The organism is Comamonas flocculans (assembly GCF_007954405.1).
GTDB classification, from domain to species: domain Bacteria; phylum Pseudomonadota; class Gammaproteobacteria; order Burkholderiales; family Burkholderiaceae_C; genus Comamonas_C; species Comamonas_C flocculans.
Genome location: NZ_CP042344.1, coordinates 2,900,878 through 2,913,861, shown reverse-complemented (window position 1 = coordinate 2,913,861; position 12,984 = coordinate 2,900,878). Strand labels below are relative to the sequence as shown.

Below are 12,984 nucleotides of genomic sequence, written 5' to 3'. Positions count from 1 at the left end.
CAGAGCACCCCGCGCAGGAGCCTATTTCACGCGCTTGAGCGCCGGTTTGCGCCGCTTGGGCGTGGGCGTGTCCGGGCCGTCCGGATCCGGCTTGGAGGCCGCCGGAGGCGGCGCCTTGACCGACTGCAAGGCCGGTGCCGTGTCGCGCACCTCCTGGGCCGCAGCGCCTTCGTGCGGCACGGCAGACAAGCCCGGAGGAGCATTGTCTTGCACCGCAAACGCCATGCCCTGCCCGTTCTCGCGCGCATAGATCGCGCTGACCCGGCCAATGGGAACGGAAATGTCGCGCGGCTTGCCGCCGAAGCGCGCCTTGAAGACGATGAACTCGTTGGAAATCTGCAAAGCGCTCGTGGCTTCGTCGCTGATGTTGAGCACGATCTCCCCGCGGGAGACGTACTCCTGGGGCACGTGCACGCTGTCGTCCACCTGCACCACGACGTAGGGCGTGAGCCCATTGTCGGAACACCATTCATGCAGCGCCCGTATCAGATAGGGGCGCGTCGAAACTCCCGTGGGGTCGGCGCTCATGTCGTCTCTCGGCCAGGTGGCGGCGGTGCAGCGCTTACTTGCGCATGACTTTTTCCGAAGGCGTCAAGGCCTCGATGTAGGCCGGACGCGAGAACACGCGCTCGGCGTACTTGAGCAGCGGCGCCGCGTTGCGCGAGAGCTCGATGCCGTAGTAGTCCAGGCGCCACAGCAGCGGCGCGATCGCCACGTCGAGCATGGAAAAGCCGTCGCCCAGCATGTACTTGTTCTTCAGGAAGATGGGCGCCAGCTGCGTGAGGCGGTCGCGGATGTGACCGCGCGCCTTCTCCAGTGCCTTCTCGTTGCCCTTGGTGGCGCGCGATTCCAGCGTGTTCACGTGCACGAAGAGCTCCTTCTCGAAATTGAGCAGGAACAGGCGCACGCGAGCGCGATCCACCGGGTCGCCCGGCATGAGCTGCGGGTGCGGAAAGCGCTCGTCGATGTATTCGTTGATGATGTTCGACTCGTACAGGATGAGGTCGCGCTCGACCAGGATCGGCACCTGGCCGTACGGGTTCATGACGCTGATGTCTTCGGGTTTGTTGAACAGATCGACATCCCGGATCTCGAAATCCATGCCCTTTTCAAAAAGGACAAAACGGCAACGGTGAGAGAACGGGCAGGTCGTCCCCGAATAAAGCACCATCATGCAGGCAGCTCCTCAAAAATCAAAAGAGTGGGCACACCAGGCGCCCACTCCGTATCCACAAGTACGCCCGGCGGCGGGCGCACGCCACGGTACTACTTCACGTCCTTCCAGTATGCAGCGTTCAGACGCCACGCGATCAGGATGAAGACCGAGATGAAAAGCAGTACCCACACGCCTATGCGCACGCGGGTGTTTTGCGCGGGTTCTCCCATCCACTGTAGGTAGTTGACCAGATCGCCCACGGTCTGGTCGAACTCGACCGTCGACTGCGTTCCGGCCGAGATCTGCTCCCAGCCCTTGAACTTCTGCACCTTCTCGCCGTGGCTCTCCATCTCGTCGAACAGCGCCTTGCGTTCCCCCTGCAGCTGCCAGAGCACATGCGGCATGCCCACGCTGGGGAACACCAGGTTGTTCCAGCCCGTGGCCTTGGTGTCGTCGCGATAAAAGGTGCGCAGGAAGGTATAGAGGTAATCGGCGCCGGTGCCGCCATTGCCCGAACGCGAACGCGCGATCACGGTGAGATCGGGCGGGTTGCCGCCAAACCAGTCCTTGGCCTCGTTGGGGTTGATCGCCGCCTTCATGGTCTCGCCGACCTTGTCGGTGGTGATCAGGAGGTTGTCCTTGATCTGCTGCTCGGTCAGGCCGATGTCGGTCAGACGGTTGTAGCGCATGAAGGCTGCCGAGTGGCAACTCAGGCAGTAATTGACGAAGGTGCGCGCACCGCGCTGCAGCGAGACGTTGTCCGCCACGTTGACCGGCGCCTTGTCCAGCGGAAAGCCGCCGCTGGAGGCCTGTACGCCGCCCACCAGACCAAGGCTTGCAATCAGGGCAAAGATGATTTTTTTCATGGTGATGACTCCGGCTCTCAGTGCGCCACAAATTTCACGCGCTCGGGCACCGGCTTGGGCGTACCCAGGCGGCTCCACCAGGGCATGAGCAGGAAGAAGCCGAAATAGAACAGGGTGCCGACCTGCGAAATGCGCTCACCCAGCGGGAAGGGAGCCAGCATGCCAAGGTAGCCCAGCACGAAGAACACCAGGACGAACAGCGCGTAGAGCCACTTGTGCCAGTTCGGGCGGTAGCGGATCGAGCGCGCCGGGCTGCAGTCCAGCCAGGGCAGGAAGAACAGGATCACCACGGCGCCGCCCATGGCCACCACGCCCCAGAACTTGGCGTCGATGGCCAGCATGAGCGCAATCACCACCACGCCCGCCACCAGGATGGCGCCCTTGACCAGGCCGGCCAGGCGCGCCTTGAACACGCCGTAGGCGGTGCCCAGCACCACGCAGGCGATCAGCGCATACATCATCTCGCTGGTCACGGCACGCAGCATCGAATAGAAGGGCGTGAAGTACCAGACCGGAGCGATGTGCGAAGGCGTCTTCAGCGGATCGGCGGGGATGAAGTTGTTGTATTCAAGGAAATAGCCGCCGAACTCCGGCGCCAGGAAGACGATGGCCGAGAAGATGAACAGGAAGATGGAGACACCGAAGATGTCGTGCACCGTGTAGTAAGGATGGAAGGGCACGCCATCGAGCGGGTGACCCTGCGCATCCACCGCCTTGCCCGGGCCCTTGATCTCGATGCCGTCGGGGTTGTTCGAGCCTACGTCGTGCAGCGCCAGCAGGTGCGCCACCACCAGGCCCAGCAGCACGAGCGGCACGGCGATGACGTGGAAGCTGAAGAAGCGGTTGAGCGTCGCGTCACCGACCACGTAGTCGCCGCGGATGAAGATGGACAGGTCCGGTCCGATGAAGGGAATGGCGGAGAACAGGTTCACGATCACCTGCGCGCCCCAGTAGGACATCTGGCCCCACGGCAGCAGATAGCCCATGAAGGCCTCGGCCATGAGCGCGAGGAAGATGGCGCAGCCGAAGATCCAGACCAGCTCACGCGGCTTGCGGTAGCTGCCGTACAAGAGGCCGCGGAACATGTGCAGGTAGACGACGACGAAGAAGGCCGAGGCGCCCGTGGAGTGCATGTAGCGGATCAGCCAGCCCCAGGGCACGTCGCGCATGATGTACTCGACCGACTCGAAGGCCTTGGCGGCGTCGGGCTTGTAGTGCATCACCAGGAAGATGCCGGTGACTATCTGGATTACCAGCACCAGCAGCGCCAGCGAGCCGAAGATGTACCAGAAGTTGAAGTTCTTCGGAGCGTAATACTCCGACATGTGCACCTTGTAGGCGTCAAAGGCCGTCGGGAACCGGTTTTCCAGCCAGTTCATGGTCTTCGCGCCCATGGAGGCATTGGGCGAGATCTGCTTGAATTCGCGATAGGCAGCCATGGATGTTCCCTTCAAGCCTTCTTCTTGTCTTCACCGATCAACAAGCGGGTGTCCGACAGGTACATGTACGGGGGCACCGGCAGATTGTCCGGAGACGGTTTGTTCTTGAATACGCGGCCGGCAAGGTCGAAGGTGGAGCCATGGCAGGGGCAGAGCCAGCCGCCCGCCCAGTCGCTGGGCAGCGAAGGCTGCGGCCCGGTGGCGAACTTGTCGGTGGGCGAGCAACCCAGGTGCGGGCAGATGCCCACCACCACCAGGATTTCGGGCTTGATCGAGCGCCATTCGTTGCGCGCATAGGGCGGCGTGAATTCGTCCGGGTGGCGCTTGGACTCGGGGTCCGCGAGCTCGCCGTCGTGCTTGGCCAGCGCTTCCACCTCCGCCTTGGAGCGCCGCAGGATCCACACCGGCTTGCCGCGCCATTCCACCGTGATCTTCTCACCTTCCTTGAGTGCGGAAATGTCCACTTCCACCGGCGCTCCAGCCGCCTTTGCCTTCTCGGACGGCTCAAAGCTGCTCACGAAGGGCACGGCCGTGGCCACGCCGCCCACCGCGCCGGCGCAACTGGTTGCGATCAGCCAGTTGCGCTTGCTGGAATCGATCGGAGTATCACTCATGGGGGAATCCTTGCTATGCGTCAGTCCGCGAGACGATCAACCGCAAATTGTAGCGGACGCCCACGCCCCGACAGCGCTCGCCGGCCGTGCGAAGTCGCGCGATACTTGCGTCGGTTGACACAACACAAGGAAACCCCATGGGCATGTTGCAGGAGTTCAAGGAATTCGCCGTCAAGGGCAATGCCGTCGATCTGGCCGTCGGCGTGATCATCGGCGCGGCCTTCAGCAAGATCGTCGATTCCATCGTCGGTGACCTGATCATGCCGCTGGTCGGCAAGGCCACCGGCGGGCTGGATTTTTCCAACTACTACATCCCGCTGGCGGGACAGGCCGCCGGCCTGACGCTGGAAGAAGCGAAGAAAGGCGGCGCGGTCTTCGCCTACGGCAACTTCATCACCATCCTGGTGAACTTCATCATCCTGGCCTTCATCATTTTCATGATGGTCAAGCAGATCAATCGCCTGAAGAAGGAAGCCCCGCCCGAGCCCGAGCAGCCGGCAGCGCCGCCCGAGGACATCGTGCTGCTGCGTGAAATCCGCGACAGCCTGAAAAAAGGCTGATTCGCGGCCGCCCACGGGCGGCGTCAGGGGCCGCCGGCCAGCGCCTTGGCCATGCGCACGGCCTGGACCAGGCTGGCAGCGTTGGCGCTGCCCTGCCCAGCGATGTCGAAGGCGGTGCCGTGGTCCGGACTGGTGCGCACCAGCGGCAGGCCCAGGGTCACGTTCACGCCCTGCTCCACGCCCAGGTATTTCACCGGGATCAGTCCCTGGTCGTGGTACATCGCGACCACCACGTCGAACTCGCCAGCATGGTCCGGCGCATTGCGCGCGCGCATGAAGACGGTGTCGGGCGCAAACGGCCCCTGCACATCCAGCCCGAGAGCGCGCGCCTGCCCGATGGCGGGCGCAATCTGCTCAAGCTCCTCGCGTCCGAACAAGCCACCCTCGCCCGCATGGGGATTGAGCCCGGCCACCGCAATGCGCGGCGCACGGCCCAGACTTGCCGACAGCGCCGCATGCGTGATTTGCAGCGTCTGCAGCACGCCGGCCTGGGTGACGGCCGCAATGGCCTCGCGCAAGGCGACGTGGATGCTCACGAGCACCGTGCGCAGCTCTTCATTGGCCAGCATCATGCGCACCGGCATCTCGCCCAGCGGCACGCCTGCATGCTCGGCAGCCAGCGCCTGCAGCAGCTCGGTATGCCCCGGATAGGGCATGCCGGCCAGCGACAGCGCCTCCTTGTGCAGCGGCGCGGTCACCAGCGCGGCGAGCTCGCCGCGCAGGGCCGCGCGCGCCGCCCAGTCCACGCAGGCCGCCGCGTCGCGGCCCGCAGCCGCGCTCACCTGGCCAAAGACCGCCGGTCCATGCAGATGATCGAGTTGCCACACGGGCAGGCAGCGCGGCGGCAGCACGGCCACCTCATCCAGCGACTGCAGCAGCGCCACCGGCAGTGGCGGCTCGCCCGCACGCACGATGCAGGCTGCGGCGCGGCGCAAGGTGGCGAGGTCGCCCACCGCAAAGCAGCCCTGCAGCGCTCCGGGCGCATCGCGAAAGGCCTTGGCGACGATTTCCGGGCCTATGCCGGCCGGATCCCCCTGGGTGATGGCGACGGGAAGCATGCGGTGTGCTCGCTGTGCCCTGCTTTCAGGCCGGGTTGTCGATGTCGATGAAACGGTGCTCCAGCCCCAGTTCCCTGGCCACGTGGCCAGCGACCGCAGGGGCGCCATAGCGCTCGGTCGCATGGTGGCCGGCGGCGATGAAGACGACGCCCGTCTCCCGCGCCAGATGGGCCTGCGGCTCGGAAATTTCACCGGTCACGAAAGCGTCGGCGCCGGCGGCGATCGCGGCCTCGAAATAGCCTTGCGCGCCACCGGTGCACCAGGCGATGCGCCGTATCGGGCGCGCCTGTTCGGGGCCTGCCACAAGGACCGGGCGCCGCAGCAGCTCGCGCAAGGGCGCCGCCAGCGCGGCAGCATCCGCATAGTCGGCCGCACCGACGCAGCCCAGATCCTGCTCTCCGAAGTGGCCGTCGGCCACCCAGCCCAGGCGCTGGCCAAGCTGCGCGTTGTTGCCCAGCTCGGGGTGCGCATCCAGCGGCAGGTGGTAGGCAAACAGGTTGATGTCGTGCGCCAGCAGACGCTGCAGTCGCTCCTTCATCCAGCCGACGACGCGACCGTCCTGGCCACGCCAGAACAGGCCATGGTGCACGAAGAGCGCGTCGGCGCCGACGGCGATCGCGGCGTCGATCAGTGCGCGGCTGGCGGTCACGCCGCTGACGATGCGCCCGACCATGGCCTTGCCCTGCACCTGCAGGCCGTTGGGGCCGTAGTCCTTGAAACGTTCGGGCGTGAGCAGCGCGTCCAGGCGCGCCAGCAGATCTTCTCGCGGGATGCTCATGGGCACGATTGTGCCCGCACAAACACGCGACAATGCACCACCGTCCGCCTCCTAGCCTCCCATGAAACGTTTGTGGCTCGTTTTTTCCCAGGCCGTCACCGTCACCCTGGCGCTGTGGTTCGTCGTGGCGACCTTGCAGCCGGGCTGGCTGGGGCGCGCCGCCCTGCGCACACCGGCCGGCATCACGCTGTATGAAGCACCCGGTCAGGCCAGCACGGGACAGGAGGCCGCGCCGGGCAGTTTCAGCCCGGCGGCGCGCAAGGCCTCGCCCGCCGTGGTCAGCATCACCACCAGCAAGGCGGTGCGCGACCCGCGCAACAGCGATCCCTGGTTTCGCTTCTTCTTCGGTGAGCAGGGGCCGCGCTCGCAGACCGGGCTGGGCAGCGGCGTCATCGTCAGTCCCGACGGCTACATCCTGACGAACAACCACGTGGTGGAAGGCGCCGACGAGATCGAAGTGGCGCTGGCCGACAGCCGCCATGCCAGCGCCCAGGTGATAGGCACCGACCCCGAGACCGATCTGGCGATCCTGAAGATCAGCCTGGACGCGCTTCCGGTCATCGTGCTGGGCGACTCCAGCCACCTTGCCGTGGGCGACCGGGTGCTGGCGATAGGCAACCCCTTCGGCATGGGGCAGACCGTCACCAGCGGCATCGTCTCGGCGCTGGAGCGCAGCGAGCTGGGCATCAACACCTTCGAGAACTTCATCCAGACCGACGCGGCGATCAACCCCGGCAATTCCGGCGGTGCGCTGGTGGACGTCAACGGCAACCTCATGGGCATCAACACCGCGATCTATTCGCGCGACGGCGGCAGCCTGGGCATAGGCTTTGCCATCCCGGTGTCCACCGCGCGCTACGTGCTCGAGAGCATCGTGCGCGAGGGGCGCGTGACGCGCGGCTGGATAGGCGTGGAGCCGAGCACGCTCTCGCCCGAGCTCGCGCAGGTCTTCGGCGTGCGCGCCAGCGAGGGCGTGATCATCACCGGCGTGCTGCACAACGGGCCGGCCGCCCAGGGGGGCATGCTGCCTGGCGACGTGGTGCTGCAGGTACAGGGCAAGCCGGTGCGCACCGTGCGGCAATTGCTCTCGGCGGTGGCCGCGCTCACGCCCGCGACCAGTGCCGACTTCAAAGTCCAGCGCGGTGACAAGCAACTGCAGCTGGCGCTGGTGCCCAGCGTGCGCCCCAGCCAGCCGCGCCGGCGCTGATGCGGATGTGCAATCCACAAGAGAACAAGGCGCGAAGCCGCAGGCAGTACACCTGGTACGGCAAGGCGAAGCGAGGCAGTTGTCTTGTTGATTGCGAAGCCAGATGAAGCCGCGACGCGGGTTCAGGGCGGGCCGGACGACGGCGAACTCTCGCCCTGCTCGGCGGTTTCGTCCTCTGGCGGGCGGCCGCGAGCGAAGAGCTGCGCGGCCCAGATGCCGACCTCGTAGAGCAGGCACATGGGAATGGCCAGCGCCAGCTGCGAGACCACGTCCGGCGGCGTGATGATGGCGGCGATGACGAACGAGCCGACGATGAAGTAGCCGCGCCCGTGCTTGAGCTTTTCCACGCTGATCACGCCCAGGCGCACCAGCACCACCACCGCGATCGGTACCTCGAAGGTCACGCCGAAAGCCAGGAACATGGTGAGTACGAAGCCCAGGTAGGCCTCGATGTCCGGCGCCGCCGTGATGCTCTTGGGCGCAAAGCTCTGGATGAAGGCGAACACCCGCCCGAACACGAAGTAGTAGCAGAAAGCCACGCCCAGGAAGAACAGGATGGTGCTCGACACCACCAGCGGCAGTACGGTCTTTTTCTCGTGCGAATACAGGCCCGGCGCCACGAAGGCCCAGAGCTGGTAGAGCACCACCGGCAGCGCGATCAGGAAGGCCGTCATCAAGAGGATCTTGAGCGGCACCATGAAAGGCGAGATCACCGAGGTGGCGATCATCGTCGCACCCTGGGGCAGGTGCGCCACCAGCGGCGCGGCCAGGAAGTCGTACAGCGGCCCCGGTCCGGGGAACAGGAACAGCACGCCCGCCACCACGCCCACGGCCAGCACGGCCTTGACCAGCCGGTTGCGCAGCTCCATCAGGTGCTCGACAAAGGGCTGCTCGCTGCCGGCAAGTTCGTCTTCGGGGTCGGGGGTCTGGGCCATAAGCTAGGGTGTCCGGCGCCCGGGCAGGCCCGGCGCGTCGGCATCTCGCGCAGCAGCGCGCTGGCGCAAGGGGTTCAACGGGATTTCTTGGGTCGGAAGCGCGCCACCCGGGCCGCGCCGGATTGCACGTGCGTGCGCAGGCGGCTGCGCGCCTTGTACCACTGCGGGATCGCGCCGCGCCGGGCGCGCCAGTGCTTGTCCGGACGCTGGTAAGGGGGGACGTAGCGCGCCAGCGCCGCCGGGTCGTCGGGCAAGGGGTCGGCGCTGGAGTCGGCCAGGTCGCCGACCGCGTCCTTCCAGTCCTTCTCGAATTCGCTCGCCCCGGTCTGAATGCTCTGCTCGACGTTGCGCGCGGCGTTTTCCACCGTGCTCTTCATCTTGCGCAGCTCATCGAGCTCCATGGAGCGGTTGACCTCGGCCTTGACGTCGGCCACGTAGCGCTGTGCCTTGCCCAGCAGGGCGCCGACGGTGCGTGCCACGCGCGGCAGCTTCTCGGGGCCGATGACGACCAGCGCCACCACGCCCACCAGCGCCATTTTGGACAGACCGATGTCAAGCATGCGAAATCACTGCCCGTGCTTCAGCTCTTTTGCTTGGCTTCGACGTCGATCGTCGTCTTGTCGGCGGACGCGGCGTTGGTCACCTGCCCCGGGGGCGCGGCATTCGCGCTGGCCTCGTCGCTCGAGCTGCCTTCCTTCATGCCGTCCTTGAAGCCCTTGACGGCGCCGCCGAGGTCGGAGCCGATGTTCTTGAGCTTCTTGGTACCGAACACCATGACCACGATGAGCAGCACGATGAGCCAGTGCCAGATGGAAAACGAACCCATTGAAAACCTCCTGAGTGGAACCGGTCATTTTAGGGCAAGGCCGGACGGCTCCCCGGCGCGGGCCGCCGGGTGTCAGGACTTGAGCCAGGGGCGCGCGCCGGCCACCACGTGCATGTGCAGGTGGTAGACCTCCTGCCCGCCTTCGGTGCCGGTGTTGATCTGCAGCCGGTAGCCGCCGTCCGGATACGGATTGCTGCCCTGCTCGCGCGCCAGCCGCGGACCGAGCAGCAGCATGTGCGACAGCAGCCGGGCGTGCTCCGGCCCGGCCTGCTCCATCGAGGCGATGTGCTCCCTGGGCACGATCAGGAAGTGGATCGGTGCCCACGGGCGGATGTCCTTGAAGGCGTAGACGAGCTCGTCCTCGTGGACCTTCTGCGAAGGGATCTTGCCTTCGATGATCTTGCAGAACAGGCAATCAGGGTCGTGGTGCATGGTGAGTGAGCTCCGTTGGCGGGTGTCGCCGATCACACGTCGTCGGCGGATTCGACGCTGCAGCGCACCCCGACATCGTGGTGGTGCTGATGCAGCCAGCGCTTGCCCTCCTCGCGCCCCAGCTGGAACAGCTGGCGCAGAAAGAGCGTATCGGCACGCGACTTGCTGGCCGCCCCGAAGGGGGCGAGCACCTCGCCGCCGTCGATGCGGTGCACGCGCACGTCCTTGTAGCGCTTGGGATCGAGCTTGCCCTCACGCAGCAGACGGCGCACGAAGGCGATGGCGCGCAGCTCGGCCAGGAGGCTGGCGTTGAAGGTGACCTCGTTGATGCGGTCGACGATGTCGCTGGCGTTTTCGGGCACCGCGCGGTGCTGCACCGGGTTGATCTGCACCAGCAGCACGTCCGAACACTCGGTGTGGTAGATCAGCGGGTACAGCGCCGGGTTGCCCGAATAGCCGCCGTCCCAGTAATGGTCCTCGCCCACCTTGACGGCCTGGAACATCATCGGCAGGCAGGCCGAAGCCATGACCGAATCGATGCTCAGCTGCTTGCCGGAAAAGATCTCGCCGCGGCCGGTACGCACGTTGGTGGCGCAGACGAAGACCTTGGGCACCTGCCCGTGTTCGGCATGCAGCAGCGCAAAGTCCACGGTCTCGCGCAGCAGCTTGCGCAAGGGGTTGATATCGAGCGGATTGGTCTGGTAGGGCGAGAACCACTGCGACATCATGCCCACCAGCGGGTTGCCCGGCAGCGGCACGCCCCAGAGCATGGCGCCGAGCCTGCCCACGCCCTCCCACAGCGTGCGCAGCGTCTCGCGCGCCAGCGCACAGCCCTGACTGTGGATTTCCTCGCGGTCCTTGCTCTGGTTTGCGGCCAGTGCAAAGCCCTGGGCCACGGCCACGGCGTTCATCGCGCCGGCGCTGGTGCCGCTGATGCCGTCGAGCGCGAAGCGCCCGTCTTCCAGCAGCGCATCCAGCACACCCCAGGTGAAGGCGCCGTGCGAGCCGCCGCCCTGCAATGCCAGGTTCAGCGGCAAACGCACCTTGGACTCAGGCATGCACCGCCCGCCCTTCGTTCATGCCGACCATGCCGCGCACGATGCGGTAGAGGAACCACAGCGAGATCAGCCCCCAGGCAATCCAGCCCGGCAGGATGAAAAAGAACCACAGCGGCGCCGTCACGATGTAGAGCACGCCGGCCCAGACCACGCTGCGTATGCGCCAGGAAAAATGGCTGGCCTGCCAGGTGCCGGCCGCGTCGCCCCGCTTGACCAGGTCGATCACCAGCGCCACGATCAGGAGCGCCGCGCTCGGCTGCGCACCCGGCACCACCGCGGCAATCGCCACCGCCAGGTGCAGCAGGTAGCTGACCCAGCCTATGGTCTTGAGCGATTCGGCGCGCGCGTCGGCGTCCACGTCGATGATGTCGTCGTTCATGGGTGCTCCTCTTCCTGTGCCTGGCGCTCGCGCAGTTTGCGCAGCGCCTTTTCTTCCAGCCCGCTCATGCCTTCACGGCGCTGCAGCTCCGCGATCACGTCGGCCGGCTGCAGGCCGAAGTGCGCCAGCGCCACCATGCAGTGAAACCACAGGTCGGCCATCTCATGGACCAGCTTGACGGCTTCGGCGCCGTGCTCGACATCCTTGGCGGCCATCACCACCTCGGTCGCCTCTTCGCCCACCTTCTTGAGAAAGGCGTCCGGCCCCTTGGCCAGCAGGCGCGCGACATAGCTGGTGGCGGGATCGCCCCCGCGCGCCGGCTTGCGGCTTTCGATCACGGCGGCAAGCTGCGCCAGGGCGTCGGTACTGGTCATGGTGTTCATTTGTAGATTTGTTCGGGGTCTTTCAAGACCGGATCCACCGCCTGCCAGGCGCCATCCTTGAGCACGCTGAAGAAGCAGCTGTGGCGCCCGGTGTGGCAGGCGATGCCCGGCGTGTGGCCGTGCTGGGTGACCTTGAGCAGGACCACGTCGCGATCGCAGTCGATGCGGATCTCGTGCACCTGCTGCACGTGGCCGGACGCTTCGCCCTTGTGCCACAGCCGCCCGCGCGAGCGGCTGAAGTACACCGCCCGGCCCGAGGCCGCCGTCTGCGCCAGCGCCTCGCGACTCATCCAGGCGAGCATGAGCACGTCGCCGCTGTCCGCCTCCTGGGCGATGGCGGGCACCAGCCCCTGCGCGTCCCAGCGCAGCTGCGAGAGCCAGTCGGTGTCGATAGCGGTATCAGGCATGGAAGAGTTTCTTCAAAAACGTGAGCTGTCAGCGCTTGCCCAGCAAGCGTTACAGGCCGATTTCATTCAAATTTCGGCTCACAGGCGCACCGTGATGCCCTGGGCCTGCATGTATTCCTTGGCCTGGCGCACGGTGAATTCACCGTAGTGAAAGATGCTGGCGGCCAGCACCGCGTCGGCCGCACCCAGGCTCACGCCGTCGGCCAGATGCTGCAGGCTGCCCACGCCGCCGGAGGCGATCACCGGCAGCGTCACCGCCTCGCTCACCGCGCGCGTGAGCTCCAGGTCGAAGCCCGAGCGCGTGCCGTCGCGGTCCATGCTGGTGAGCAGGATCTCGCCCGCGCCGCGCTGCTGCATCGCCAGCGCCCACTGCACCGCGTCCAGCCCGGTGTTGCGCCGCCCGCCATGGCTGTAGACGTCCCAGCCCTCGCCGCGCGCGGCCAGGTCCTCGCCCTGGCGGCGCTTGGCGTCTATGGCCACGACGATGCACTGCGCGCCGTAGTGGGCCGAGGCGTCGGCGATGACCTCGGGGCTCGCGATGGCCGCCGAGTTGAAACTCACCTTGTCCGCTCCCGCATTGAGCAGGCGGCGCACGTCCGCCACCGAGCGCACGCCGCCGCCCACCGTGAGCGGAATGAAGACCTGGCTGGCCACGGCTTCGATGATGGGCAGGATCAGGTCGCGCTCGTCGCTGGTGGCGGTGATGTCCAGGAAGGTGAGCTCGTCGGCGCCCTGCTCGTTGTAGCGCGCGGCGATCTCCACCGGGTCGCCCGCGTCGCGCAGTTGCACGAAGTTGACGCCCTTGACGACACGGCCGCCGGTCACGTCCAGGCAGGGAATGATGCGTTTGGCAAGCATGAAAAGTCCGCAAAAAAGCCGGAAGCAC

18 protein-coding genes are annotated in these 12,984 nt (G+C 66.3%); 2 read left to right on the top strand and 16 right to left on the bottom strand.

Annotation, left to right across the window (positions count from 1 at the left end; translation table 11 throughout):
* Positions 1-21: 21 nt before the first annotated feature.
* The 5 genes from FOZ74_RS13945 to petA all read right to left on the bottom strand — a co-directional run bounded on the left by FOZ74_RS13945 (position 22) and on the right by petA (position 4,075).
* Positions 22-528 (bottom strand): ClpXP protease specificity-enhancing factor, encoded by a 507-nt coding sequence (locus FOZ74_RS13945; protein WP_146913618.1) that lies wholly within the window; start codon positions 526-528, stop codon positions 22-24.
* 34 nt (positions 529-562) lie between these two features.
* Positions 563-1,174, bottom strand: coding sequence for a glutathione S-transferase N-terminal domain-containing protein (locus FOZ74_RS13940; protein WP_146913617.1), 612 nt, complete (start codon positions 1,172-1,174; stop codon positions 563-565).
* A 92-nt stretch (positions 1,175-1,266) separates the two neighbouring features.
* A complete protein-coding gene (locus tag FOZ74_RS13935; RefSeq protein ID WP_146913616.1) occupies positions 1,267-2,022 on the bottom strand; it encodes a cytochrome c1 in 756 nt (251 codons plus the stop codon).
* Positions 2,023-2,039: 17 nt separating this feature from the next.
* Positions 2,040-3,461: a cytochrome b gene (locus FOZ74_RS13930; RefSeq protein WP_146913615.1), complete on the bottom strand. Its 1,422-nt coding sequence runs from the start codon at positions 3,459-3,461 to the stop codon at positions 2,040-2,042.
* Between the two features lie 11 nt (positions 3,462-3,472).
* A complete protein-coding gene (petA, locus tag FOZ74_RS13925) occupies positions 3,473-4,075 on the bottom strand; it encodes a ubiquinol-cytochrome c reductase iron-sulfur subunit (RefSeq protein ID WP_146913614.1) in 603 nt (200 codons plus the stop codon).
* A 137-nt stretch (positions 4,076-4,212) separates the two neighbouring features.
* Here petA and mscL point away from each other — a divergent pair, with 137 nt between their 5' ends.
* Complete coding sequence (gene mscL / locus FOZ74_RS13920; RefSeq protein ID WP_146913613.1) at positions 4,213-4,635, top strand: large conductance mechanosensitive channel protein MscL; 423 nt, start codon at positions 4,213-4,215, stop codon at positions 4,633-4,635.
* Between the two features lie 23 nt (positions 4,636-4,658).
* On the opposite strand, the gene pdxA is transcribed toward mscL, so the two are convergent.
* Together pdxA and FOZ74_RS13910 are read right to left on the bottom strand one after the other, a co-directional pair.
* Positions 4,659-5,693: a 4-hydroxythreonine-4-phosphate dehydrogenase PdxA gene (gene pdxA / locus FOZ74_RS13915; RefSeq protein WP_146913612.1), complete on the bottom strand. Its 1,035-nt coding sequence runs from the start codon at positions 5,691-5,693 to the stop codon at positions 4,659-4,661.
* Positions 5,694-5,718: 25 nt separating this feature from the next.
* A complete protein-coding gene (locus FOZ74_RS13910) occupies positions 5,719-6,471 on the bottom strand; it encodes a Nif3-like dinuclear metal center hexameric protein (RefSeq protein ID WP_146913611.1) in 753 nt (250 codons plus the stop codon).
* Between the two features lie 61 nt (positions 6,472-6,532).
* Here FOZ74_RS13910 and FOZ74_RS13905 point away from each other — a divergent pair, with 61 nt between their 5' ends.
* A complete protein-coding gene (locus FOZ74_RS13905) occupies positions 6,533-7,678 on the top strand; it encodes a trypsin-like peptidase domain-containing protein (RefSeq protein WP_146913610.1) in 1,146 nt (381 codons plus the stop codon).
* Between the two features lie 122 nt (positions 7,679-7,800).
* On the opposite strand, the gene tatC is transcribed toward FOZ74_RS13905, so the two are convergent.
* The 9 genes from tatC to hisF all read right to left on the bottom strand — a co-directional run bounded on the left by tatC (position 7,801) and on the right by hisF (position 12,956).
* Positions 7,801-8,613, bottom strand: a complete 813-nt coding sequence (tatC, locus tag FOZ74_RS13900; protein ID WP_146913609.1) for a twin-arginine translocase subunit TatC — start codon at positions 8,611-8,613, stop codon at positions 7,801-7,803.
* A gap of 74 nt (positions 8,614-8,687) precedes the next feature.
* Positions 8,688-9,173 carry a Sec-independent protein translocase protein TatB gene (gene tatB / locus FOZ74_RS13895; RefSeq protein ID WP_146913608.1) on the bottom strand — a complete coding sequence of 162 codons (486 nt, stop codon included), beginning with the start codon at positions 9,171-9,173 and terminating at the stop codon, positions 8,688-8,690.
* A gap of 20 nt (positions 9,174-9,193) precedes the next feature.
* Positions 9,194-9,439, bottom strand: coding sequence for a Sec-independent protein translocase subunit TatA (gene tatA / locus FOZ74_RS13890; protein ID WP_146913607.1), 246 nt, complete (start codon positions 9,437-9,439; stop codon positions 9,194-9,196).
* A gap of 72 nt (positions 9,440-9,511) precedes the next feature.
* Positions 9,512-9,871 (bottom strand): histidine triad nucleotide-binding protein, encoded by a 360-nt coding sequence (locus FOZ74_RS13885; RefSeq protein ID WP_146913606.1) that lies wholly within the window; start codon positions 9,869-9,871, stop codon positions 9,512-9,514.
* Positions 9,872-9,903: 32 nt separating this feature from the next.
* On the bottom strand, positions 9,904-10,929 hold the full coding sequence (locus FOZ74_RS13880) for a patatin-like phospholipase family protein (RefSeq protein WP_146913605.1): 1,026 nt from the start codon (positions 10,927-10,929) through the stop codon (positions 9,904-9,906).
* Entirely contained in the window at positions 10,922-11,308 is a 387-nt protein-coding gene (locus FOZ74_RS13875) for a DUF4870 family protein (RefSeq protein WP_146913604.1), read from the bottom strand. The genes FOZ74_RS13880 and FOZ74_RS13875 overlap by 8 nt, the downstream gene beginning before the upstream one ends.
* Entirely contained in the window at positions 11,305-11,682 is a 378-nt protein-coding gene (locus FOZ74_RS13870) for a phosphoribosyl-ATP diphosphatase (protein ID WP_146913603.1), read from the bottom strand. Before FOZ74_RS13870 ends, FOZ74_RS13875 begins: the two co-directional genes overlap by 4 nt.
* A gap of 5 nt (positions 11,683-11,687) precedes the next feature.
* Positions 11,688-12,098 (bottom strand): phosphoribosyl-AMP cyclohydrolase, encoded by a 411-nt coding sequence (hisI, locus tag FOZ74_RS13865; protein WP_146913602.1) that lies wholly within the window; start codon positions 12,096-12,098, stop codon positions 11,688-11,690.
* 78 nt (positions 12,099-12,176) lie between these two features.
* Positions 12,177-12,956, bottom strand: coding sequence for an imidazole glycerol phosphate synthase subunit HisF (gene hisF / locus FOZ74_RS13860; protein ID WP_146913601.1), 780 nt, complete (start codon positions 12,954-12,956; stop codon positions 12,177-12,179).
* Between the last annotated feature and the right edge of the window lie 28 nt (positions 12,957-12,984).